Origin of the sequence: Nocardia iowensis (genome assembly GCF_019222765.1) — a bacterium.
GTDB lineage: Bacteria > Actinomycetota > Actinomycetes > Mycobacteriales > Mycobacteriaceae > Nocardia > Nocardia iowensis.
Window position 1 is genome coordinate 7,784,607 of sequence record NZ_CP078145.1, and the last position, 23,793, is coordinate 7,808,399.

General features: G+C 65.3%; 23 protein-coding genes and 1 pseudogene. 7 read left to right on the plus strand and 17 right to left on the minus strand.

All coding sequences use genetic code 11. The features are described from left to right. Positions 1-5: 5 nt before the first annotated feature. Entirely contained in the window at positions 6-206 is a 201-nt protein-coding gene (locus KV110_RS35930; protein WP_218471587.1) for a DUF6186 family protein, read from the minus strand. Further along, positions 203-610 carry a hypothetical protein gene (locus KV110_RS35935; RefSeq protein ID WP_218471588.1) on the minus strand — a complete coding sequence of 136 codons (408 nt, stop codon included), beginning with the start codon at positions 608-610 and terminating at the stop codon, positions 203-205. Before KV110_RS35935 ends, KV110_RS35930 begins: the two co-directional genes overlap by 4 nt. A 345-nt stretch (positions 611-955) precedes the next feature. Here KV110_RS35935 and KV110_RS35940 point away from each other — a divergent pair, with 345 nt between their 5' ends. Next, complete coding sequence (locus tag KV110_RS35940; protein WP_218471589.1) at positions 956-1,435, plus strand: hypothetical protein; 480 nt, start codon at positions 956-958, stop codon at positions 1,433-1,435. Positions 1,436-1,444: 9 nt separating this feature from the next. Here the strand turns inward: KV110_RS35940 and KV110_RS35945 are convergent, their stop codons facing one another. From KV110_RS35945 to KV110_RS35955, 3 genes are all read right to left on the minus strand, one after another. After that, positions 1,445-2,977 carry a M23 family metallopeptidase gene (locus KV110_RS35945; RefSeq protein WP_218471590.1) on the minus strand — a complete coding sequence of 511 codons (1,533 nt, stop codon included), beginning with the start codon at positions 2,975-2,977 and terminating at the stop codon, positions 1,445-1,447. A gap of 632 nt (positions 2,978-3,609) precedes the next feature. Further along, complete coding sequence (locus tag KV110_RS35950; RefSeq protein ID WP_218471591.1) at positions 3,610-4,059, minus strand: hypothetical protein; 450 nt, start codon at positions 4,057-4,059, stop codon at positions 3,610-3,612. 113 nt (positions 4,060-4,172) lie between these two features. Beyond that, positions 4,173-4,976 (minus strand): HEAT repeat domain-containing protein, encoded by an 804-nt coding sequence (locus tag KV110_RS35955; RefSeq protein ID WP_218471592.1) that lies wholly within the window; start codon positions 4,974-4,976, stop codon positions 4,173-4,175. Positions 4,977-5,111: 135 nt separating this feature from the next. On the opposite strand from KV110_RS35955, the gene KV110_RS35960 reads away from it, so the two are divergent. After that, a complete protein-coding gene (locus tag KV110_RS35960) occupies positions 5,112-5,759 on the plus strand; it encodes a TetR/AcrR family transcriptional regulator (RefSeq protein WP_218471593.1) in 648 nt (215 codons plus the stop codon). Positions 5,760-5,777: 18 nt separating this feature from the next. Here the strand turns inward: KV110_RS35960 and KV110_RS35965 are convergent, their stop codons facing one another. The 12 genes and pseudogenes from KV110_RS35965 to KV110_RS36015 all read right to left on the minus strand — a co-directional run bounded on the left by KV110_RS35965 (position 5,778) and on the right by KV110_RS36015 (position 18,667). Next, positions 5,778-7,130, minus strand: coding sequence for an ATP-grasp domain-containing protein (locus KV110_RS35965; RefSeq protein ID WP_218471594.1), 1,353 nt, complete (start codon positions 7,128-7,130; stop codon positions 5,778-5,780). Between the two features lie 36 nt (positions 7,131-7,166). Then, a complete protein-coding gene (locus KV110_RS35970) occupies positions 7,167-7,544 on the minus strand; it encodes an ectoine synthase (protein WP_218471595.1) in 378 nt (125 codons plus the stop codon). A 39-nt stretch (positions 7,545-7,583) separates the two neighbouring features. Beyond that, the gene (locus KV110_RS35975; RefSeq protein WP_218471596.1) at positions 7,584-8,468 is read right to left on the minus strand and encodes a GNAT family protein; all 885 of its coding nucleotides are present in this window, start codon (positions 8,466-8,468) and stop codon (positions 7,584-7,586) included. Next, positions 8,465-9,550, minus strand: coding sequence for an inositol-3-phosphate synthase (locus KV110_RS41700; RefSeq protein WP_246634826.1), 1,086 nt, complete (start codon positions 9,548-9,550; stop codon positions 8,465-8,467). The genes KV110_RS35975 and KV110_RS41700 overlap by 4 nt, the downstream gene beginning before the upstream one ends. Positions 9,551-9,592: 42 nt before the next feature. Beyond that, positions 9,593-10,849 (minus strand): annotated as a pseudogene (locus tag KV110_RS41705) (MFS transporter); the annotation flags it as partial. 26 nt (positions 10,850-10,875) lie between these two features. After that, a complete protein-coding gene (locus tag KV110_RS35985; RefSeq protein WP_218471598.1) occupies positions 10,876-12,549 on the minus strand; it encodes a carbamoyltransferase family protein in 1,674 nt (557 codons plus the stop codon). Then, positions 12,546-13,346: a PIG-L deacetylase family protein gene (locus KV110_RS35990; protein ID WP_218471599.1), complete on the minus strand. Its 801-nt coding sequence runs from the start codon at positions 13,344-13,346 to the stop codon at positions 12,546-12,548. The genes KV110_RS35985 and KV110_RS35990 overlap by 4 nt, the downstream gene beginning before the upstream one ends. After that, the gene (locus tag KV110_RS35995; protein ID WP_218471600.1) at positions 13,343-14,572 is read right to left on the minus strand and encodes a DegT/DnrJ/EryC1/StrS family aminotransferase; all 1,230 of its coding nucleotides are present in this window, start codon (positions 14,570-14,572) and stop codon (positions 13,343-13,345) included. The genes KV110_RS35990 and KV110_RS35995 overlap by 4 nt, the downstream gene beginning before the upstream one ends. Further along, positions 14,562-15,755 carry a glycosyltransferase gene (locus KV110_RS36000; protein WP_218471601.1) on the minus strand — a complete coding sequence of 398 codons (1,194 nt, stop codon included), beginning with the start codon at positions 15,753-15,755 and terminating at the stop codon, positions 14,562-14,564. The genes KV110_RS35995 and KV110_RS36000 overlap by 11 nt, the downstream gene beginning before the upstream one ends. Next, positions 15,752-16,909, minus strand: a complete 1,158-nt coding sequence (locus KV110_RS36005) for a glycosyltransferase family 4 protein (protein WP_218471602.1) — start codon at positions 16,907-16,909, stop codon at positions 15,752-15,754. Before KV110_RS36005 ends, KV110_RS36000 begins: the two co-directional genes overlap by 4 nt. A gap of 1 nt (position 16,910) precedes the next feature. Continuing rightward, complete coding sequence (locus KV110_RS36010) at positions 16,911-17,501, minus strand: 5' nucleotidase, NT5C type (RefSeq protein WP_218471603.1); 591 nt, start codon at positions 17,499-17,501, stop codon at positions 16,911-16,913. Continuing rightward, positions 17,498-18,667 carry an aldo/keto reductase gene (locus KV110_RS36015; RefSeq protein WP_218471604.1) on the minus strand — a complete coding sequence of 390 codons (1,170 nt, stop codon included), beginning with the start codon at positions 18,665-18,667 and terminating at the stop codon, positions 17,498-17,500. Before KV110_RS36015 ends, KV110_RS36010 begins: the two co-directional genes overlap by 4 nt. 439 nt (positions 18,668-19,106) lie before the next feature. Here KV110_RS36015 and KV110_RS36020 point away from each other — a divergent pair, with 439 nt between their 5' ends. The 5 genes from KV110_RS36020 (at position 19,107) to KV110_RS36040 (ending at position 23,764) form a co-directional block, all read left to right on the plus strand. Beyond that, entirely contained in the window at positions 19,107-19,916 is an 810-nt protein-coding gene (locus KV110_RS36020) for an AfsR/SARP family transcriptional regulator (protein ID WP_218471605.1), read from the plus strand. An 83-nt stretch (positions 19,917-19,999) separates the two neighbouring features. Further along, complete coding sequence (locus tag KV110_RS36025; protein WP_218471606.1) at positions 20,000-21,028, plus strand: TRM11 family SAM-dependent methyltransferase; 1,029 nt, start codon at positions 20,000-20,002, stop codon at positions 21,026-21,028. 475 nt (positions 21,029-21,503) lie between these two features. Continuing rightward, complete coding sequence (locus tag KV110_RS36030; RefSeq protein WP_218471607.1) at positions 21,504-22,049, plus strand: EF-hand domain-containing protein; 546 nt, start codon at positions 21,504-21,506, stop codon at positions 22,047-22,049. Next, entirely contained in the window at positions 22,050-23,216 is a 1,167-nt protein-coding gene (locus KV110_RS36035; RefSeq protein WP_218471608.1) for a cytochrome P450, read from the plus strand. It abuts the gene before it with no gap. Further along, positions 23,213-23,764, plus strand: a complete 552-nt coding sequence (locus KV110_RS36040; RefSeq protein ID WP_218471609.1) for an EF-hand domain-containing protein — start codon at positions 23,213-23,215, stop codon at positions 23,762-23,764. Before KV110_RS36035 ends, KV110_RS36040 begins: the two co-directional genes overlap by 4 nt. Positions 23,765-23,793: the final 29 nt, after the last annotated feature.

Consider the following 23,793-nt stretch of genomic DNA (forward strand, 5'->3'; position numbering starts at 1 on the left):
GGGCCCTACCGCGCCAGGAAGTGCCAGCCGAGCCAGGCCCAGCCCAGCACGGCGACGATCCGCACGGCTCGGTAACTCATCGCATAGGCGACTGTATCCGCCAAGGACGCGACCGAGGCGCGGCGCAGCCGCGCCACCATCAGCGCGCCGAGTACGGCAGCCAGCAGCACGGCGAACCCGATAATGATCACCGCACGGTCGCTCATCGCGACACCAGCCACCAGCCGACGCCCAGCCAGACCAGCCAGCCCGCGAATCGCAGCGGACCTTGCTCCAATGCCGGGTCCAGCAATGTCGACAGGGTCGGGTGGTCGGTGCTGGGGTGCAGCCAATCTGGTTGACGCACATAGGCATACGCTTCCCACGCGGCGATCGCGAGCAGCAGCGCCGTCCAGAGCGCGATGCCACGCCGCACCCGGGGCGTGCCGGGTGACCGCGCCGGGCGCGGCCGGATCGCACGCACCGAGACCGCGACGGCAGCGACCAGCACCAGCATTGCCGCCGCCGCGCTGAACGGCCGCGTGCCCGCGCCACCCGCCGCCAGCAGCACGCCGCAGGTCAGCAACGCCACACGCCACCGGGTGGACGGATGCGCCGACTGACTTGTCACAGTCGCAGAATACGTGCGCGGTCAGCGGCGAGCCCGCACCGAACAGTCTCGGCGGCTCCGTCGAACGGCGGTACGCCTCAGGGTCGGGGTACCGACCGGGGATGACTCCGGTGCGGATAGGTCCGACCAAAGGATGACAGGGGAAGCGCCCGCGGGGCGATGTCCCTGCTGCGAGAACCAAGCAGAATCACTGGTGCGGTTCATGACCACAAGCATTCTGTAGGGAAACGCTTAGCGGCAACGGCTTTGCTGACGGGTGCGGAGGTGCGGTCGGGCTCGCGGTGGCGATCGGAACCGGCCGCACCGACCGCGACATCTCGAACTACCTGGTGAAAGGAGAAGGCAGTGCCCGCGACGTACCCGAGTTCCGGCGCTACGGCAACACCCGATGCTATGCAGGACTACCGCAGCCGCGGGTGGACGGTCGCCGAAACAGCCAATGGCACTTGCCTGATCACCGACGAGCAGGTCGCGGCCGTCGAACTCACCGGCGCGCTCGCCGCCGGCGTGCGCCGATTCCTCCGAGCGAACAACCTGTCCGGTCCGATCATCGCCATTCCGGGCACCCAGCGCCGCGAGATCCACCTGGTCCGCGGCCTCACCAAGGCGGAAATGGCGATAGCGGCGCTGCGCGGCGCGGGCGCGACCGTGCACACCGGCGGCGCGAGCATCCCCCTGCCGCCGACCAGACTGGCGAACGGCTCGGCCTGCTGGGAGATCTCCCCCAGCGAGTCCCGCTGGATACCACCGGTGGTCGCGATCGCCGCCGCGGTACGCGCTACCGCGCCGACCCGCACTCCGCGCCGCACCGAGCTGGCCTGCTGAAACGGCTAGCTACCAGCCGTCTTCCAGCCATTCTTCCTCGGACCATTCATCGTCCGACCATTCATCGTCGGGCCACTCACTGTCCGACCATTCGCCCTCGGCTTCGTCGTTCTCTGTCCATTCACCTTCGGTGCCTTCGTTGTCGGGAATTTCACTGTCCGAACCGCGGCCTGGGTCGGCGGAATTCGGGGGACCATTCTGCTGACATGCGGGCGCTACCGGTCCATTGCTTCCGGTGTCGAGGAAGCCGTCGCTGATCCATTTTCCATTGTCGAGTTTGTTCCACAGGTCGGTGGCGCCCCACTTGCCATTGAGCCACTCACCGCGCGCCGTGCAGACGATGGTCAGGACATCACCATTGCGGGCCGCGCCGACGACCGAATTCCACGTTCCCGGACCGGACCGCAGGTTGACGTTCCGATTCCGGTCGGGATGTGGACGGACGGTGCCCTTGGCCTGGGTGGGGTTCGGTGGCTTCGGGTTCGTCGTGGTCGGTGGCTTCGGGTCCGTCGGCGGCTTCGGGTCCGTCGGCGGCTTCGGGTCGGTCGGCGTCGGCGGCTTGGGGTCCGTCGGAGTGGGCGGCTTCGGTGGGTTCGAGTTGTCACCGCCGCCGTAGTTCATCAGCCTGCCGCCGGCCCGCACCTGCTGACCATTGCGCTCGGCGAATCCGCCGTAGGCGTTCGGCCCCTCGTGGAAGGTCCAGCCGCCGATGGTCACACCGTCGACGGGCACCGGCTGCTTGCCCTGATAGAGCGACATGTGCACATGCGCGCCGCTGGCGAAGCCGCCGCACGGCAGCTGAGTACTGGCCCGGCCCAGGTAAGTTCCCGCCGCGATCTCGGTGCCGTCGGCGGCGCCGATGATGTCGGTCATGTGGTAGTAGGTGGTGGTGAAACCATTGTTGTGGACCAGTTTCACCTCGGCACTGCCGTTGCGGACACAGGTCTTGTAGACGTGGCCGGATGCGGGCGCCACAACCCGGCCGTCGCCGCCATTGAAGTCCAGTGAGTTGTACGGTCGACTGGAGCCGCTGATACCGTGCGGCCCACCGCCCATGAACCAGGCTTGGCCCTCTTTCCACGGGAGCGAGAGCGCACTGTTTCCCGAACGTGGTTGTGGCGCGGTAAGTGCCGCCTTCTCGCTGCCGCTGACCACCGATTCCGGTGCGTCACTGACCATGTGGCCGAACTCGGGGGTGCCTTCCAGCGCGACCTGCCAGTCCCCGTCGTCGTCCAGCTTCGCCACATACAGCGACGATTTCGGTGTCTCCTCGCTCTCGCTGTCCTCCGGGACGGTCGCGGCGCCGAAGACCCATTCACCGTCGCTGCGCATGCGGTCGATGACCGGCGGCTCGTCGGTGGCGGGTTCGATCTGCTGCGTCGCGAGGCTGTCGCTGATCGCGTCGTCCAGGCCGTCGGCGGTGGGTTCGGCGCTGACCGGGCCGATGGTCACCGCCATGCCGATGGCGGTCGCGATGACGAGGGTGGTGACTGCACTCGGAAATATCCAACCGCCGCTGCGGCATGGATTTGTCCATCTCAATGTAAGGCAACTTTCTTCGTCGGTCGTGCTGATCGATCGATAGGCCGAAATGGCCGCCGGGAGGTGGGCACAGGCGTACCTCGGCACTCGGAATGAGTTGTTATGACTCCATAATGGAAAGGCGCTGCCCGACTTTCGATCGGTAACGAGTCGGTCTCACTTGCCCGATCGAATTCCCACTTCCCAGCCGAAAGTGTAGGGTAAATTGCCCGCAGGAGGCCGGGAAATTAGCCATTCTATAAACCAGTTAAGCCCGGGATTCAATATTCATGCACATTGTGCGCAGCGATGAATATGGCCGCATTGTGCCGAGCCGGGGTGCAAAGGTGACATTTGGAATGCCGCGCGAACCCGCGGCTCAACTCGCTCTCCTGGCATCGCCGTCACCGTGGGCACCGCTTGCCCGACGGCAAGCGCGCCTCGTCGGCCCCGCCCTACGCGCGACACCAGCCCTGACCTGGTGTTGAGTGCCCCCATGGTGACTCCGCCCAGACGCTCAACGTCCGGTGCCGAAATTAGGCGCGTGAGGTCGGTCTCGAGCCCGCGCCCGCGGCGAAGATGCATCCGCTGGTAGACGCCGCAACTGGTCCGGTGATGCGGCCGTCGCATCGCCGGACCAGCTGCACCTCTGTCTACTCTTCTGGCTTTTCGATCGTGAGGGTCGCCTGTTCCCCGGCCACTTTCTCTTTGTCCTTGAATAAGGCCGCGGCAGCCTTGACCTTCGAGGCAGGATCCCACCCCCTACCCATGGGGTCGTCGGTGGGCAGCTTGACCTTGACAGTCTGTTCCTTACCGTCACACTTGGCCGCCACGCGATCCACGCCGCTTATATACTCGTCATCGGCGGACTCGGCGGCGACCACGACCGTGTCGGCTGCATCTTTGTCGCAGGTGTATTTCACCGTGACAATCAAAGCCCGCCAGCCGGAGGATCCCGATCCCGGGTCAGCAGCTTCGGCGCTGTCCGGTTTGATGGTGGGTGTCGTGGCTGCCGTGGCTTCGGCCGCGGCACTGGCGGTCCAGCAGGCAAGCGCCAGTGCCGCAGCGGCACCAGTACGGGTCTTCCATGACTTGGACAACATATGCCTCCCTTTGAGTTCACTGCGCTGCTACTGGATTCGATGCTGCTACCAATAAAGATTGGGGTTCGGAGCGGTTTCACCAGCGCGGCCACTGGCCTGCGGCAGTTGAACTTTCAGGATTCGCGGGCTGCGATTGCGGCTTGGATGCGTCGCAGCGTGCGCAGGCCCTTCTTCGCGGCGACGCTCACCATGCCGTCGAAAACTGTTGCGCCCCGGTCGTGGGCCATCAGCCGTTCCAGCGTCGGCACGGCACGATCGTCACCGGTCGAACCGAGCGCGACCGCAGCCCAGTATCGCTGGTCCGGGTCGTCGCTGTCGGCCGCCGCAGACAACCTCGGGATGACGTCCGGGGCGAATTTGGCCAGCGCGCTGGCGATATAGCCGATGCGGTAGTACCGGCGGTTCTCGAATTCGTCCCATAGTGCGGCCAGGGCCGCATCGCCGCCGATCAGGCCGAGGGCCTCGGCGGCACGTTCGCGCATTCCTGCGATCGAGTCCCGCAGCACCGGGGTGAGCGCCGGGACGACCGATTCGTCACCGAGGGTGCCCAGCGCGATCACCGCTTGCTCACGCGCCATCTGCTGCGGGTGGTCCAGCATCGCGATCAAGCCGGGAACCGCGTCGCGGAAGCCGAGCGCCGCGCAGCCCATCGCGGCCCATGCCTGGCAGTTGTACCGAGTATCGGCCAGTGACGCGAGCAGCGGTGCCCGCAGCGTGTTATCGCCGAAGACCGCCGCCCGGTTCAACGCCCGGCTGTACAGCGACCGGTGGTAATCCGGATAGTCCCGGACGAGCGCACACAGCGCTTCCTTGGCGGAGGTGTCGCCGTCAGCAGCCCGCACCAGCAGCAGCCGCAGATTTTCCTCGCGGGTGTCGAGATCACCGTCTTTGAGGCATCGCGCATCAGCTGGGTTCACCGTCCAACGGTACCTGGCACCGATCTCCGCCTCCGGCCGCGTTCTGGTGGTATGGCCGTATCACGACGTATCACGGATGCGATACGTGCGTACCATCTAGAGGTTCTTCGACAGGAGAGGAAGGCGGCAGTTCTCGTGCCACGATTGGTCGACCATGAGGTGCGGCGACGCCAGATCACCGATGCCGTTCGGCGAGTCATCGTCAGCGGCGGCCTGGAAGCGGTGACCTTTCAAACCGTCGCCGCCGAGGCCGGGATCTCGGTTCGGCTCGTGCAGTACTACTTCGGCACCAAGAAGGATTTCCTCCTGGCGACCCACCGATCGGTCATGGCGGACGCCGGTGCCCGGTTCATGCAACGGTGGACCGCGCTCGGACCGGACGCCGAACCCCGCGAAGCCATCCGCGCGGTATTGACCGAACTGCTGCCGCTCGACGACCAACGCCGGGAGGAAACCCTTGTGCTCGGCGCCTTCGGCTGGGCAGCGATCGTCGGCCGAGGCATCACCGCGGAGGAAACCTTCGCCGCACCAAGAGCTTTGGTCACGATCGTCGCAGATCAACTCCGGCGAGCTCAGCGTCCGGCAATCTCGGATCCGAACGACCCGGAACTGGACGCCGAGCTCATCGCCATGGCGATCGCCGGACTCGCCCAGGGCATGCTCCAGGGTTACGGCACCACAGCGGGGGCAGTCGAACTCGTCGACCATCTCCTCGATCGCGTACTCGGGACGGATACGAGAAGCACGCCGGGCGCACGCGAGCCGCGCCGACCCCGAGCCTGAACCCCCACTGGCGCAGCGTCAGGGCGTGTTGTGCACGGCCACCGGATGCAGCGGTCCGCCCCGGTCGGCCACGATGTCGCCGAGATCGGCGCGAATACCGGTTGCGATTCGTTCCGCTTCGGCCGCTGTCGACGCGACCGTCACCAGGCCGATCATCGGCTCATGGTGGTCGAGCGCGCGGACGGTGGTCGGGAACGCTTTGACCCCGTCCCGCCAGAGCTCCCGAAATATCGGACGGACAACGTCGGTGTAACTGACCGGAGCATCGTCTCGAACCCGAATCGTGTCGTGCGAGTACGCGACCGAACCGGTCGAGCCGGCCGTGCGTCGCAACTCGATGGCTTGGATCGCGCCGGTCCGTCGCGCATTGATCTCGGTGACATAAAGCAGGTCGTCCCGGCTGAGCACGCAGTCGATTCCGAACCACCCCCGGTAGCCCCAAGCGCTGGCCAACGCCGCGACCTGATGTCCGAGATCGAGGATCCGCTTCTCCACGCCGCGGTCGAGCACCCCGGCGCCGATGGTCAAGTTGCGGTAGCGATGCTCGTCCACGGTGAGCACACTGCCGACCATCTCGGCCACCCCGTCCTCATCGATCAGCACATCGACAGCGGGGCAACCGAACTCCGGCGCATGTTCGACATATTCCTGAACACTCAGCGGGAAGCTACGCAGGAAAGGATCCGCCTCGGTCGCTTGCCAGAATTTTTCCAGGGACGCGTCGGTGGTGTCGATCACCGCGGATCCTTCACCGCCCACTCCGTGCATCGCTTTCACGATCACCCGGTCGGCCTCCGCCAGAATTCGCGCGACCGCCCCGGTGAGTTCCGCCCAAGTCCCGACGGTGACACCGCGAGGCACCCGGAAGCCGGGAAGGTATCCGGCGAGGTCGAGGCAGCTCATCTTGGACTCCAGGTACAGGCTGGCCCAATAGTGCTGCTCGGTAGGCACATCCAGTTCGATGCGATGTCCCCAGCTGCGAACTATCGCGGCCAGCCGATAGAGCTCGGGTGACGCTCCGAACGACCGGAATCGAACCACCTGATGCCCGGCCAACCGGTCTTGCAGGCGCCGCAATGCCTCGGCGTCGGCCAAGGTATCCCTGAGCAGCAGGCCGGTGGTGCGCCGCGGGCTCACCACCGCTGGCGGTCGGCGGCCGAGGACCTCGTGTAGATCGTCGAACCACTGCCGATCGAACCCGTCGGCCATCAGCAGGACGGCCGGGCCCTCGGTCCACAGCACGGCTTGGTCGGTGAACCAGTCTCCGACTTCGAGGAATGTGCGCTCGAGACCGGGGTCCGTACCGAGCGTGGGATGCCGGAGGTTGAATTCCGTGATATTGGGAACCACCAGGTCGATGTATTCTGCCATCGAACGCCTATCTCAGGAGAATGCGGAAAGAACCGGTCAGTAACTGGAATATTCGTTAAGGTCGAGCGAATGCTGTTCCGACCCCTTCAGCGCCGGGGAGAAAACGCAGACCAAGCGCATTCCGTGCGCCGAGCGCAGAATGTGCTCCTCGCCTTTGTCGGGTGCGTAAACCGTGCCGACCGTGATCGCGAACGAACCGTCGGCGTTCTCTACCGAACCGGAACCCTCGATGCAATAGCACGCCTCGATGTGATTGTCGTATCGGAGATGGGATTCGGTACCCGGCCGCACATATGTCTCGGTCAGGGTGAAGCCGCGGTTGTCTGCGTCGGTGAGCAGCCGCCGGCTCGTCCCATTACCCCATTCGACATCGTTCTGGGTACCGAGCACGTCGTCGAGCGCACGCTTGAGCATGAGGGAACTCCAATCATCGAGAGAGATGCGACCGTTGGGTCAGCGTGAAATGAGATCGGGCAGCGTCAATCGCGGAGAGGTCCCGACCACAATGTCTTTGTACGGATAGTTGCCGTAACAGAGCGAATAATATAAACCTCGCTCTCCGGCGTCAATAAGATTGTGGACAGCCGCGTAGATTCCAGGCCGGAGACGGGCCGCCTCGGAATCCCAGCTGGCCATTATGTCGAAAAGCGCTCGACCATCCGGATCGGTGCACACCGCCGAGCGGCAAATAACCTTTCCGGAATTCGAAAACCGCCGAATCCGGCTACCGCTCATCTGGAGCAGGTCCCGCAACGCCGAACTCCGAGCCGCAGATTCATCGCGGTAGCGCTCGGCGCTGAACGACTGCCAGTGCGAAAGGAACTCGTCCACGTCGCCGTCCTCGACCACCACGGTCTCGGCGTGCATGCGCAACAGGCGCTTGTGCTTGCGCCGCAGGCTCGGTTCCGGCTCGACGGCGACAAGATCGGCCGCCGCCACGGTGCCGAGCTGATCGGCCTCGATCAGGGCAGCCAAGTTCCGTTCCGCCCAGCCGAGCCAGTCCGGGTGCAAGGCGACCGGCAGCGCGTAGCCGAGCACTACGTGCAGGCGGGTCCCATCGGGCAGCAGCAGTTCGGGCCAGTGCGCGGCGACCGCCAACAACAGCAGGCCGTCGTAGCGCTCGACCGGCCACAGCTGCGCGGTCGCGAGTACCCGGAGTTCACCGAGTTCCCCCAACGTGCGCAACGGTTCCCGCGCCTGATCCACAGCGGTGACCACGCACGAGTCACCGCCGGCCTCGATGCGCAACCCGTCCGGGCCCGAGCTCAATCGGGCGCGCGTGCGACCGCCGTCGTCGACGACCGTCACCGCCAGGCCGGGGTGTAACGGCGCGGTCATTCGTCCTGCTCACCGCCGATGAAGCGTTCCACCGCATCCCGGGCCGCGGAATCGGATACCTGCCGCGGCGGCGATTTCATCAGGTACGACGACACCGAGTCGATCGGCCCGCCGATGCCTCGATCCAGGGCGATCTTCGCCGCTCGGACTGCGTCGATGACGATGCCGGCCGAGTTCGGCGAGTCCCACACCTCGAGCTTGTACTCCAGATTGAGTGGCACATCGCCGAAGGCCCGGCCCTCCAAGCGGACGTAAGCCCATTTCCGGTCGTCCAGCCACTCGACGTAATCCGAGGGGCCGATATGAACATTCCGCGCTCCCAATTCCCGCGGCACCTGCGACGTGACCGCTTGGGTCTTGGATATCTTCTTCGATTCCAGTCGATCGCGTTCCAACATGTTCTTGAAGTCCATATTGCCGCCCACGTTGAGCTGCATGGTGCGATCCAACGCGACGCCGCGATCCTCGAACAGTTTCGCCAGTACCCGATGGGTGATGGTGGCGCCGACCTGCGACTTGATATCGTCGCCGATGATCGGCACGCCAGCCCGTTCGAACTTCGCGGCCCACTCCGGGTCCGAGGCGATGAAGACCGGTAGCGCGTTGACGAAAGCCACCCCCGCATCCAGTGCGGCTTGGGCATAGAAGTAGTCCGCCTCCATAGAACCGACCGGAAGATACGAGACCAGTACATCGGCTTCGACCTCCCGCAGCACCGCGGCCACATCGACCGGGCGGGCGTCGGACTCGGTAATGGTCTCGCGGTAGTAACGACCCAGACCATCCTTCGTCTCGCCACGCTGCACAATCACCCCCAACGGCGGCACCTCGGCGATCGCGATGGTGTTGTTCTCGCTCGCGACAATGGCCTCGGACAGGTCCACACCGACCTTTTTCGCATCGACATCGAAAGCCGCGACGAATGTGATATCGCGAACGTGATAGTCGCCGAATTGGACATGCATCAGACCCGGCACCTGGGCATCCGGTGGCGCGTCCCGGTAGTACTGGACTCCCTGCACCAAGGACGCCGCGCAGTTTCCTACCCCGGCAATCGCCACTCGGACAGGCCTGGATTCAATTTCCGTCGCAGGGTTGGACTCAAACGGTTTGTTCACTGTCGGATCCTCTCTAGTGTCCGCAGACGATGGAGATGCGGGAAGATTTCGAATCGAGCCGACCGCGAGCAACAGCATCGGGGTCGCGACAACCCAGCTGCCGGTGGCTACGAGTACGGCTGTGGGAGAGAACATTTCGGCCAGCGGGCCGATCACGGCAAGACCGATCGGCAGCACGACCACATTGCCGGACCAGTTGTAAACGCTGACCCGGGAAAGCATGGCTTCGGGGATATGGCGCTGTATCGCGGTGGTCAGGTAAATACTGAGCAGCGCGAATCCCACGCTGCCCGGCAGCGCGGCCAGCACGACCGGCCACAACCGGTCGGACCAGCCGAGCAGGAGCAGCGGCAACCCGTAACAGGCCATCGCCGGGACCGCGAGCCGCAGCGGGAATCGCGGTTGAATCCGGATCGCGAGCAGACTGCCGACCACGCCACCGACGCCGGCGCAGACCGAGATCGCCGACCACGCGGCGACGCCACCGAGCCGCTCGCTGGCCACCACCGGGCCGAGGACCAGCATCGCCGGCATGCCGAGCAGATAGAAACTCGACATCCACAGCACCAAGCCCGCCAGCCAGCCGTGGCCACGGAACTCCCGCCAGCCCTCGACCAGATCCTTCAGGATCGAGCTCGACGGTTGCTCCGGGTCCGGAGCCGGGCGGTCCGTGCGCACCGCGGTCAGCGCGAGCGCGCTGACCGCGGACGCCACGGCATCGACGAGTAGGGCGCCGCCGGGTCCGACCGCGACGACCAGCACCCCGCCCAGCGCAGGGCCGACCGAATGGGCGGTGTTGTCACCCAAGCTGACCAGGGCGTTGGCCTGGGTCAGCCGCTCCGAACCGACGATCTGGCGAACCAGTCCGCTCAGCGCGGGACGGAAGAATGCCATTCCGGTGCCGCACACCAATTGCAGGGCGATCAAGGTGAGCAGGCTGGAATGCCCGGTCAGGAGCAGCACACCTTGCACGGCCTGGGCGATCATCCGACCGACGTCACAGATGATCATCACCTTGCGCCGATCCTTCGAGTCCGCGATCACCCCGCCGACCATCAACAGGATCGCCTCGGGCACCAGCCCGGCTGCGAATACGAGACCGATCGCGGTCATCGAGCCGGTGGTCTCGAGCACCGCGAAGGTCAGCGCGATCGGCAGGACCGCGTCGCCGAGCAGCGAGGTCACCTCACCGAGGTAGTACCAGGCGAAGTTCCGCTCCCGCAGGACCTCCGGAACCAGCTTTGCCGATCGCCGTGAACCCATGAGTGACAGCCCGTTTCCGCTGCCGGTCAGCGCCGGGTGACGAGGTAGGACCCGATGGCAAGCGCGTCCAGATCGGTGTTCATGAACACATCGATCGACTCCTCGGGGCGGTTCACCAGCGGCATGCCCGCGGTGTTGTAGGAGGTGTTGACCAGCACGGGGATGCCCGTCTCGGTTTCGAAGGCCCGCAGCAGTGCCGCGTAGCGCGGCTGGTCGGCCTCGTCCACCACCTGCGGACGGGCGCTGCCGTCGATGTGTACGACGGCCGGAATCTGCGACCGGACCTCCTCCCGCACCGAGGCGGCCATGATCATGAACGGGTTCGGCGTTCCGGTGAAGTATTTGTCGAAACTGGTGGCCAGCACGCTCGGAGCCAGGGGCCGCCACATCTCCCGGTTCTTGACCTGGTTCAAGCGCACCAGCGTCTCCCGCCGGCGCGGGTCGCCGATCAGGCTGCGGCCGCCCAGTGCCCGGGGGCCGACCTCGCTGCGGCCCTGATGCCAGCCCGCCACCCCGCCGGCCGACACGATGCGGGCCACCTGCGACACCAGCTCGTCTTCGTCCAGCCGCCGCGCGTCGAGCCCGCGCGCGGCGAGTGCCGCCGCGATCTGGTCGTCGGAGAATTCCGGGCCCCACAACGCATGAGTCATCCGCTGGGGAGCGAAATCGTCGGCCGCTATCTGACGGGCGACCTCGTAAGCCGCGCCGAGGCCGACGCCGGCGTCGTGTGCCATGGGCTGGACGAAGACGTTGTCGAACAGGCCGGAACCGGCCAGTCGGCCGTTGGCGGTGCAGTTCAGCGCGACCCCGCCGGCGAGGCAGATGTTGCGCGAGCCGGTCCGATCGCGCAGCTCGGCGGCCAATCCCAGGATCGTCTCCTCCACCGCCGACTGCACCGAAGCCGCGAAGTCCACGTACGCGGTGATGTCGTCGGACAACCCGATCGCGTAGGGATAGGCGTGCTCGGCGAAGTAGGACAGCAACTGTTGGGTGCGCTGCGGCGGCAGTTCGCGCCCCGAAGCCGTGGCCGCGGGCACTCCATCCCAGATCGGCCCGTCGGCCGAGTGCCGCAGTGCGACCGGGTAGCGAGGCTTACCGTAGGAGGCGAGTCCCATCAGCTTTCCCGCGTTGCCGTCCTTGCTGTACAGCCCGACGTACTGGGTGGCGATTCGGTAGAACAGCCCGAGCGAGTGCTCCACCGGATAGGACACCAGCGTCTGGATGCCGTCGCGGGTGCCGTACGCCAGCGTGGTCGCCGAGTCCTCGCCGCGATTGTCCAGGACCAAGATCGCGGCTTCCTCGAAACCGCTCGGCCAGAAGCAACTGGCTGCGTGGGCGAGGTGGTGGCGGACCGGAATCACCGGCGGCCGCTGCTCGGAGCCGAACAGCTCCGTCGGGAAGAGCCGGTCCGGGTCGTCCAGCGGCAGTTCGGCGCGACGCTGCTCCGGGCTCAGGCCCATCCAGGCGCCGAGAACGTCCAGATCGCTTCCCAAGGCGACCGCGTCGAGGTCGGCGAGGGTGATCCCGGCGTGCTCGAGGCACCAGGCCAGCGCATCCACCGGCGGCTGATCGATGGCCCGTTTGCGCCGGGTGAATCGTTCCTGTTCGGTCGCCGCTACCAGGACGCCGTCGCAGAGCAGGGCAGCGGCCGAATCGTGTGCGCCGTGGTTGAGCCCGGCGACCCAGGTCTTTTTCGTCATCGGAGTCTCCTCGAGTCCTTGGTGGTCGTTGCGGTGCGCTCGCCGAGCCGCCACAGTGGTTCGGCGGCACCGGTCGCCCGTCGACGGTGGTGTGCGTATCGACAGATCTGTTCGGCCCAGTCAGCGCCGAACAACATGTTCAGTTGCGAGCGATACCGGGCGACGCTGGACAATTTGCGTGCCAGGTGTCGCGGGCCCGGGTTCACCGGATTGGGGCCGGGCGCTCCTGGTGGGTGGATGGTCGTGGTCAGGGCGTAGGGCAACGGTTCCCACAGCAGCAGGTCGATGCCTTCGGCCGCGCACGCCAGGGCCGCGGTCAGGACGGTATGGCGGTGATCCACGTGATTGCCGGTGGGCAGGCAAGTCCATACCGCCGCCGGCCGGTGCTCCCGGATCACCGCACGCGCGGTGTTGAGCAGTGCCGTCGCCAGTTGCGGTTCGTCCGGCAGCGCCGGGTCGAAGACCGAATCCGAACGGCGGCACAGCCATTCGTCGCCGTGTCGGCGGTACAAGGCGTCCAGGAATTCCAAATACAGTGGCTTGACGCCGAGTTCGGTCAATGCGTCCTGATCCTCGGCCCGCCGCGTTCGCACCGGCGCCTGGGTCAACCCGCACTCGCGATGGAATTCGGCGGCGATGGCGGAGCTCGGACCGCTCGGGGCCCCGGCGAACACCGTGCATACCACGACCGATCGGCCCTGCTCGGTCAGTGCGGCCAGGGAAGCGCCGACACCGAGTACCGCGTCGTCCAGATGCGGCGAAAAGACCAGAACCGGCGCGTCGCGGTTGCTGGTCACGCCAGTTCTCGCAACGTGTTCGCCATGGTCTCGACCATGAAATGCACTTGAGAATCGGTGAGCTGGGGGTAGATCGGCAGATTGATCTGCTCCCGGAACCACACCCGTTCCGCGGTAGGGCATTCGCCGACGCCGTGGCCGAGGCGCCGCCACTCGGGCAGGAGGTGCACCGGGAAGTAGCGGAGCTGGATCTGGATCCCGGCCGCGTCCAGGCGCCGAATCAGTTGGTCCCGTTCGATTCCGGTCTCTGGGTCCAGGAAGCAGGTGTACAGATGGTGCGCGCTGTCGATCCCGGGCACCCGGCGCTGCGTGCGGATACCGTCGACGGCGGCCAGCCCCCGGTCGAGCATCTCGGCGATCTCACGGCGCCGAGCCACCAGCTTGTCCAGTTGAGCCAACTGGACTCGGCCGACGGCCGCCGCCGGTTCGCACAAGCTGGAGTTGGTGCCCGGATGACGCAGGGCGACACAATCTTCCCGATAGGCGTTCTTGGCGTGCCGCTCGAGATCGTCCGCCGGCGCGCGATACTCACCCAGCTGCGGATCGGCGCGCGGCACGAAATCGGCATCCGGTTCGATGGCGCGAATTCGTCCGGCTACCTCGGCCCAGCGATCGTCGGACACTGTCAGCATGCCGCCCTCGCCGAGCGTGGAGATGTTCTTGTACGACTGGAAACTCCAGCACCCGAGATCACCGATCGTGCCCGGCGACCGACCGTGGTACCAGGCGCCCAGCGCATGGGCACAGTCCTCGACGACGGCGATGCCGTGCCGATCGGCGATGGCGCGAATCGGATCCAGATCGGCGGGGTTCCCGCCGTGGTGCACCAGATACACCGCCCGGGTCCGTTCGGTCACCAGTGCGGCGAACGCCTCGGGCGAGATGTTCATGGTGTCGGGATCGATATCGCAGAACCGCACCACCACCGGAAGCCCGAGCAGCGGAGTGACATTGGCTTGATATGTCTGCGTCGCCGCGATCACCTCGTCACCGGGCTGCAGTCCGAGCAGATAGGTGGCGAACTCCAGCGCGATCGTCGCGTTGGTCAGCGACAACGCGTGGCGAGCACCGGTATAGGCGGCGAACTCGGCCTCGAATGCGTCCCGTTCCGGGCCGCAGGAAAGTTTGGCGCCCGACCTGAGCACCCTGGCGACGGCGTCGATCTCATCTTGTCCGAAGGTCGAGCCGGTCGGCAGATACGGAACGAAGTAACGATCAGTGGACACTTATCTCCCCTACTGCCATCGAATGCACGTCACGCCAATGCCGGTGCAGCATCCGCGCCACCTCCGTCCAGGTCGGCTGCAGCAATTGCGCCGTAGCGACCCGTTCTCGTTGTTTGCGCCGCAGCTCGCCATCGGTGCACAAGCGGGCTGTCGCGGCCGCGAACCGATCGGCGTCGTCCGCACGCAGGACAGCGGCCCGACTCGTTGGCGGCAATCCCTCCAGCCCGAGTCCGGTGGACACGATCAGGCAGCCGCCGCGGATGGCCTCGATCATCTTGACTTTGACGCCGCCGCCGATCCGCAGCGGACAGATGACCACATCGACCATGTCCCAGAGGGCGGTGACCCGGTCCAGCCAACCCACCACGGTGACAGCGGGTTTCGCGGCTGCCCGCTGGGCGACGACGTCCACATTGGATCCGGCCAGGATCAGCTGGGCCCCCGGAAGTTCGGCGCGAATACGCTCGAAGACCTCATCGAGCATCCAGTCGACGGCATCCTGGTTCGGCGAGTACGCATAATTGGCCAGGAAGCCAAGCCGGGGCCGGGCGGCGACCTGGTCCGCGGGGCGCGGGGCGGGCGTGTGCAACGGCGTGTGATCGGATCCGTTGGGCACCACCCGAACATCTACGTCGAACGCTCGGTCTCGTACCCGCCGGTGGTCCTCCTCGGACAACGTCACCACCCGCGCCACCCGGCGCCAGGCTTGCAATTCGGCCGTCCGAACGCTGGCGAAGTCGTCGAAATTCTCCGGAGCCAGACCGCCGAACGACGCTTTCTGCTCCACCAGGCTGGACTCGATATTGTGCTCGACCAGCACGCTGCGGGCGGCCAGGCGATCGGGCAGCAGATGGGTGAGGTAATGCCCTTCCACATGAACCACATCGAAAGGCCGATCGCCGGCTTCCCGCTCGGCCAACAGTCGGCGCACCGTCTCCGAGTGCCGAGTCGGGAATGCTCGTTGGCGACTCTCGTCGCGGAATACCCGCACCGGGATATCGGTGTGCGCGGCGGCCGCCGCGACATCCTCTTCGTACCGCCGCGACACCGCCCACACCTCGAGATCGGCGTGCCGAGCCAGTTGCGGTATGAGGGCCGCATCGCGGAGACGGCCACCGCTGGCTGCCGGCCACGGCGAGTGATGGGTCAGATAGAGCACGCGCAGGCGTTCACTTGTGGTCATCGGTCCTCCGCGCTGCTCACGATCGCGCGCGAGCGGCTGCGATCCTGCAGCAGGCGATCGTAGAAACGGCCTACTTCCGCACGCATCGCATCGGTGTGAAACAGCTGTGCCGCACGGGCTTTGGCCGACGCACGGTATCGTTCCGGGTCCGCCAGCACCGCGCGCAGCGCCCGTACCGCCGCCGGGCCGTCACCGACCGGAACCAGTTCACCGACGCGTCCCGCGTCCAGGAGATCGGGCAGACCGCCTACGGCCGATGCGAGAACGGGAACGCCGCTCGTCATCGCCTCGATCACCACCCTGGAGGTGGTCTCGGTGTCGGAGAGCAGCGCGAAGGCGTCCAGGGCCGCGTAAACCGGACCCACGTCCGGTAGCAGGCCGGTGAACGTCACGGCCTCGGCGATCCCCAATTCCACGGCACGCTCGCGCAGGGAGTCGGCCAATCCGCCACTGCCCGCCAGGATTCCGTGGATACGCGGATCTTCCCGACGCGCGGCGGCCACCAGATCCAGCACGCGATCCGGACGCTTCTCCGGTGACAGTCGTCCGACATAGCCGACCAGTACCGCGGAAGCGGGTACACCGAATCGCTCGGCCAGTTCCGCGCGGGCCGCGGATCGGTCCATAAGCCGCGGTGCGCTCACCCCGTTCGGGATGTAGGCGACGTGCCCGTTCGGGCACCAGCGCCGGATGCGCGGCAACAAGCCCTCCGCACATACCACCACGCCGTCGGCGAGCCGGGTGCAGGCGACGTCGAGGTAGGTCTTCGCCTTGTGCCACAGCGAATCCTCGACGATCCCGTGCTGGGTGAACACCAGCGGCCGCGTGCGGAAAAGGCGGGGAAAGGACAGTTTGGCCGCGGCCGCCCAGTAATCGGCGTCGTAACCATGGGCGTGCACGACATCGGCTTTGACGTCGGCGATCGTCGCGCCGAGCCGGCGCACCGCCGTGCCGAATCCGGCCCCGGTGACGCTGACCACCTCGAGGCCGAGATCGCCTGCGCGCGCGGCGAATTCTTCCGACCCGCGCTCGATCACCACTGGACGCAGCCCCGCGGCACGTTGACTGACGGCGAGGTCGAGCACATGCATATCGGCGCCGCCGAGCTCGCCCGGCGGCTCCGGGACCAGCACATGCAGGATGGTCAGACTCATCTCAATTCCTCACTTGCCCGGCGGCATACGCGTTGGTCAACCACGTCACGGCCATCGCCCAATCGGTCGTGCGAGGTTGCTCGAACGAGCGGTTGTAGGGCTGGTCGAACACCAGAACGGCGCGGTTCAGCGCACGTAGGTCTCGAATGAAATGCGGGGCGTCCTCCAGATAGACATCCGCCTCGACCGCGGTCTTGTCCGAGACGAAAACCACGTCCTCGGCCGGGATACCGTGGGTGTCCAGCCAGGCGCCCGTCGCCGCGAGGACGGACCCGACGATCTGACTGGTCCAGAGCCGTCCGGTCACCACCCGGATCCGGAATCCCGACTCGTGCAGCGTGCGCAGTCCCTCTACCGCACCCGGCAACGGCGCCATGGTGCGGTATCCGTCACCGGTGACGAAGGCGCCGTAGTGCAAACGGTCGTAGTCGTCGTGATCGCGTACGCCCCAGTCCCGAAGATCCCATCGCGTCGGGCGGTCGCTGGGGACCGGCCGCTCTTGTGCCCGCAGATCGCGCGCGATGACGCCCAACCGGTCCGCGCACACATCGTCCAGATCTACCGCGAGCACCGGCCGCGATGGCGGCGTCACGCGGCACCTCGGGCAAGCCACTCCACGGTGCTGTCGTCGAGCACCAGTCGGCTGGCGGCCAGCGAATGGTCAAGCTCGGCCATATCGCGCGGGCCGACGATCGGATAACTCCGGCCGGCCCGCAGCGACCACGCCAGCGCGACCGTCTCAGGTCGGGTGCCCAACCGCTCGGCCAGTTCCCGGCAACGCCGCCGGCGAGCGTGATTCTCCTCGGTGTCGAACGGATCCAGCCCGGAATCCGCGGTCGGCTCGACCCGGCCGGCGAAGAAACCGCGCGCCTGGGCGGCCCAGCCGAACAGGGGCAGTTCATGATCGTTGATCACCGCCAGCAGGGCGGCATCGGCATGTCGGGTACCCGGCCACAGTGGTTTGGCCGGAACGGCGAGGCTGTACTGATAACTGACCACCGGCACGACACCGTGCTCGCCGAGTTCAATGACCAATTGTGCCAACCGATCCGGCGACCAGTTCGACACGCCGACCTGGCGTGCGCGCCCGGAATGCACGAAATCGGCCAGCGTTTCGGCCAACTCGGCGACCGGACGAGCCGGATCGTCGCGATGGAGCAGCACAATGTCGAGGGTCAGCACACCCAGCCGGCGCAGCGAGTCGGTGAGTTCGGTCTCGAGTCGCGATCGGCTCAGATCGAGCCGACCGCGGTCATCCGGATGGCCGATCTTGTCCACCACCGCGAGCGTCCCGGGGTTGACTCGCAGCCAACGACCGATCACCCGCTCCGCCTCACCACCGGCGTAGGAGTGGGCGGTGTCGATGAACAGCCCACCTGCTTCGGCGAATCGGTCCAGCCGCGCCATCGAGACGCGTTCGTCCTCCTCGCCGAAGCGGCCACCGAGGACGATTCGATGAACGCTGTCTTTCCCGCTGTCCGACAAGACATTTCCTCCCCTCGAGTTCGAGTCCGCCGACATCGGAAGTCGGGGCTCGGCAAGTGCATAGGTGGCGGTGACGACCGCCGCTCGCGCGGAGGCGAGCACCTCCTGGAGGTCGGCCCTGACCTCATGGTCGGTACTGCCGCTACGCAGGTGTTCGATCGCGGTCGCCGCCGCGACCGTCGCTTCGAGCAGGCACACCACCGTCTCGTCCAGCGGATCGGAACGATCGGCGTGGGACCGCAGCAAGCCGAGCCACCGGCTCAGCGCCGTCATCCAGGCCCGATCGACAGAACTCGCAGCGCTCGGGGCAGAAGTATTCGAGTCGGATCCAGCCATCTCCATCCTCACCAGCACGTTGTTTCCCGACATCGAGCCTCACAAGCCGACCTGGAACGAATCTGGATCAGATCTCCAATGCGCTGGTCCGACCGGGTGTGCGCACCGGTTGGCGGTACGAGATCGGTTGCCGCACAGCCGTTTCGCCGAACCAGACCAACGAGTCTGCTAAGCGCCCGCTACTAGCTTGACTAGTACCGGACATCCTGTTTTACTTTCAACTGAAATTAGCGGCGACTTGGTTCACCGCGGAAAGAGTAGGGGCTGTAAAGGGGGTAGGAAAAGTTTGTGCAGGCCGACATACGGCAGACGTATAAGCCATTTTTATGAATGACATACGGCTCAGCTGGTAGCCGACACAGTAGTGGGAGTTGATTTGATTTCCGCACATTTCCTCGACGCCTCTGAACTCGAAGAAACTGAAGAGCAGGTAAAGCTACACGTCCTGGGCCCGCTACGCGCGACATATCGAGGCCAACCGTTGGACCTCGGTCCGCTCAAACAACGCCGATTACTCGTGGCCTTGATTCTGAAGGCGAACAATCCGGTTTCCAGAGAAGAAATAATCGAATCGGTGTGGCACAGGGAGACGCCGAACTCGGTGGTAAATTTGGTCTACACCTATGTTGCCCGGCTTCGCCGGATACTCGATCCGGGTCGCTCCAGCCGGAAACTCAGCGGGCTCATCGTCTCCACTCCGACCGGCTACCTATTACAGGCCGGGGCCGATCAGCTCGACCTACTGGAGTTCAACCGACTCTCGATCATCGCCAAAGAAAAACTTGCCAGAGGACATTTCGCGGAGAGCTTCGAGGTGATGCAGCGCGCCACCGAGCTCTGGTCCGGCGGAGTCGCCGAGGATGTGCCACCCGCGGCTAGCGAGCACTCTATTGCGCCAATGCTTCGACAACAGTACAACGCAATGCTCGTCGACCTGACCCACGTAGCGAGTCAGCTGGGGCGAAGCCTCGAGGTGGTGCCGGCCCTCACCAAAGCGATCCAATGCGACCCATTGCACGAGAACCTGCATTCTTGCCTCATGCTCGCCCTCGCATCCAGCGGCCAACAGGCCGCCGCCGTCCGCCTCTTCGAAGAGATACGAGACCGCCTTCGCGAAGAACTCGGATTGAGCCCCGGCCCCGATCTGCAGCGGACATTTCAACAGATACTGTTGCAAGAAGTATGAACTGAACCAAAAGGCATAATGCGGTGGAAACGCCCGAAGCTGCCGGACAGAAGCACCTCCGAGCAATGTGCTAACATGCGGTCATGCGGTACTATGTCCAGTTCAATGCTGGTCTCGGCGAACTGATTACAAGCTCACTCAGACAGGATCTGAAACGAGTCAAGATCGTGTTCCTGGACGACAGCTCCGCATTACTCGATTGCGGGTCCAGGTCCGAGGACGTAGCCGCTACCACATACCTCAAGAATGTTTTCATCGTCTTCGGCGAAGCCGATCGGTCGAACGGTCTGCCCGGAGCAATGAGTGCGCTTACCGGGCAATTGAAACGGCCCGAATTCGGCCGATTGGCGCCCAAGAAGCGACCCTTCAGAATCATGGCTTCGGTCGATGGCGAATTGGCGCCATTGCCGCGTGACGCCAAAGCGCGTCTCGAAAACTCCATCGCGACACGAACCGCAGGCCGTGTCGAGGCTCGTGGCTCGGGGGTCGAATACTGGATCATCGGACGCCGAGATCTGAACTCATTTCTGTTCACTCTCAAGATGCCCAGAAGAAAGGGCACCGGCACGCCGAAAGGCGCCCTGGGTCCCGAGTTGTCCGAGATGCTGGTACGCGCCTCCAAACCTGCCGCGAACGATGTCTTTCTCGATCCTTTCGGCGGCCGGGGGTCACTCGTGCTGGCGCGCACGAAGTATCCCGCTGGCCGAATAATCTACTCGGACACGGAATATCGAACCTTGAAGAAGGATTTCCAACCGGAGCTCGTCCGGGCCAAGCAGGTCCAGTTCACCGCCGAAGATGCACGACGACTTCCGACTGTCGCCGACAACTCGATCGATGCGATCGTCACCGATCCGCCATGGGGGGAATATGACGAAACCGACACACCCTATGACGAATTCATAGCCGACGTCGCCGAAAACTTTGCGCGCGTACTGAAACCCACAGGCCGATTCGTGGTCCTGATCAATCGACGTCAAGAGGACGTACTGGGCGAGGCACTGTCCAAGCACAACCTTGCCGTGTCGGCGACACATCGGATACTCGTGAATGGACACCCGGCCAGCGTGCTCATAGGCGACCGCCGGGAGGCCGACGTCAGTTCCGGCTGACAACTTCATCCCGCAGCGCACCCAGTCGGCGTTGATCGCCGGGCGGGGCTTTCATGCCGGTTCGACGGGGAGGTGCGACTAGTCGGTCGCCCTTCGATGCATCCAGCCGCTTCGGCGCGCCCGGCGCGGCATGCCGGTCCCACCGAGCGCCTTCCTGATTGGTTGCTGCCGACGGCATCAGTGGGATGGGCGGCGCGACTCGTGGCGGACAGCCCCGCCGGATGAGTAGTTCGTACGAGGGCGATGCGTGTCGAGTTCGCCGTCGATGATCAGCAGCGATTCGTCCCGTGGCCGACCGTACCGTTTGAACCACACGTCGTTCCTGTGGCGCTTTGATCGCTTCCGGCGCGAAAAACGCTGTCGTGCCGAGAATTAACGGGATTCCACCCGCACATCGTTTGACCAGTCGTAGCATTGGGGAGCTGCTGATCGACTCTCACACGTGATCCTCTCCCATGTGGAAGAAGGCGATATCATGCGTGCTTCCGGATTGACTTACCAGCAACGTAAGGCCGCAGCGCAATTCCGGGCGCTGGATCTCGACGGCAACGGATATCTCGAACGCGACGATTACAACGCCATGGTCGACCGCCTACTCGTCGCTTTCCGAGTCGCCGCCGACAGTCCCACCGCCATGAACCTCCGACATCAGTATCTGCGGCTGTTCGACAAGCTCGTCGAACGCATGGACACCGACGGCGACGGCCGCGTCAGCGAGGCCGAGTTCCTCGAATCCGTGGGCAGGAGCGTCGCCAAATCCCGAGGTAAGGCCATGCGCGCGGTGGCCCACGCCGTCTTCACCACGGCCGACACCGACCACGACGACCACCTCAGCGCGACGGAATTCGATGACCTCCTGCATGTCATGGGCGCACCCATGGACCGCGATGCCGTTGCGCGCGCGGTGGATTCGGACGGCCGATTGGATCGGGAATCCTGGGCAAGGATCATCGACGACTATTACGGCAGCGGCGATCCGCAAGCGCCGGGAAGCCGATTGTTCGGATCGATCGTTGCCTGAGTGGAACTCGACCTGACGGATCCCGAATTCTTTCGGGATCCGTACCCCGTCTATCGCGGTATGCGCGAACACGGGCCGTTGTTCCGCAGCGCGAACGGCCCGTGGGTTGCCATCGGATTTCGCGAAGTATCAACGCTTCTCAAAAGCGACCGAGTCTCCGCTGATTTCTCCGCCGAATCCCATTGGCAGGCCCGCCGTGGCGATGCCGGTGCACTCGGCGGCCGATGGCTTCTGTTCAACGAGGGCGATTCGCACCGGACGCTGCGGCGCATCATGTCACGCCGGTTCATGCCCGGCGCGATCGCCGAGCGGCGTGGAAAGGTGGCAAACCTGATCGACAGCACCCTGCGGTCACTGCCGTCCGACACCGTGATCGACTTCATCGGGGACGTGGCCGAACCCGTTGTCACGACGCTCGTTCGGGACACGCTCGGCCTACCTGCCGACCAGGACCACAACCTGACCCGGTGGAGCGCCGCCATCATTCGGATGAGCGACCCACTCACCTCGACCTCGGTGCGGGGCGAACTCCGCCGCGCCGTAGGAGAATTCCGCGCGTTCGTCGACGAGGCGTGGCGTGCTGGGCAGCTACATCCCGACGGTCTGGCGGCCGATCTGCTGTCCGCGGATTCCGGACTCGACCACCCTGACGGCGTCGCCAATATCGTGATGCTGCTGATGGCTGGGCTCGACACCACTGTGGGCCAACTCGGTTGTGCGCTGATGGCGTTGACCCCCCACCCCGATCAGTTCACTGTCCTGCGCGACGATCCGGACCCCGCCAAGGTCGGCGAGCTCCTCCGATACGACAGTCCCGTGCACATCGTCACCCGCCGCATCCTCACCGATATCGACTGCCCCGCAGGCACATTGCGGGCGGGTCAGAAACTCATGCTGCTGCTGGCAGCCGCCAACCGCGACCCGAATCGGTACCCCGACCCCGACCGGCTGTGGCTGAACCGGCCCGGTGTCGAGCAACTCGCGTTCGGTGCCGGTACCCACTACTGCCTCGGCTCGCACCTCGCCCGCCTCACCGTGTTCACGCTGCTCGCCCGCATGGCCCGCCGTTATACCCGGGTCCGACTCGTGGACACCGACCTGAGCTGGCGTCCCAGTGTGGTCGCCCGCCGCCTCGACCGACTTCCCGTGCGCCTGGAGACGCGATGACACCCAACGACATTCAGCTACGCAAGTACCGCAAGCGGTTCCAACTCCTCGACGTCAACGGCAACGGTGTCCTCGAGCTGAGCGACTACCAAGCCATCGCGCGACGATTCCGTCAAAATTTCGACCTCGAGCCGGGGTCCGACAATGCGAACGCCATCGACGACACCTACACCCGCCTGTTCGCCGCCATGCACCGCCACGGCGACCGCAATGGCGACGGTCACGTGGACGAGAACGAGTTCATCCAGACCAGCGCCGCAAGCCTATTGGGGCGGCCCGACGGATTCGATCGCGCGATCAAACCCGTCCTCACGGTGATCTGCCAGGTCTGTGACAAGGACGGCAACGCCCTGCTCGACCGCGACGAGTTCCGCCGATTCCTCACCGCCGAAGGCGCCCCCGACGAAGCCTGCGCCCAATCACTGGCCCACCTCTACCCCGCCAACGCCACCACCATCACCTTCGACCAGTTCACCGAGGCAACCCGCCAATTCTATTGCTCCCCAGACCCCGACGCCCCCGGAAATTGGCTCTTCGGCGACTTCTAAAATTGGCCAGCTCATACAATCCCGCCGCC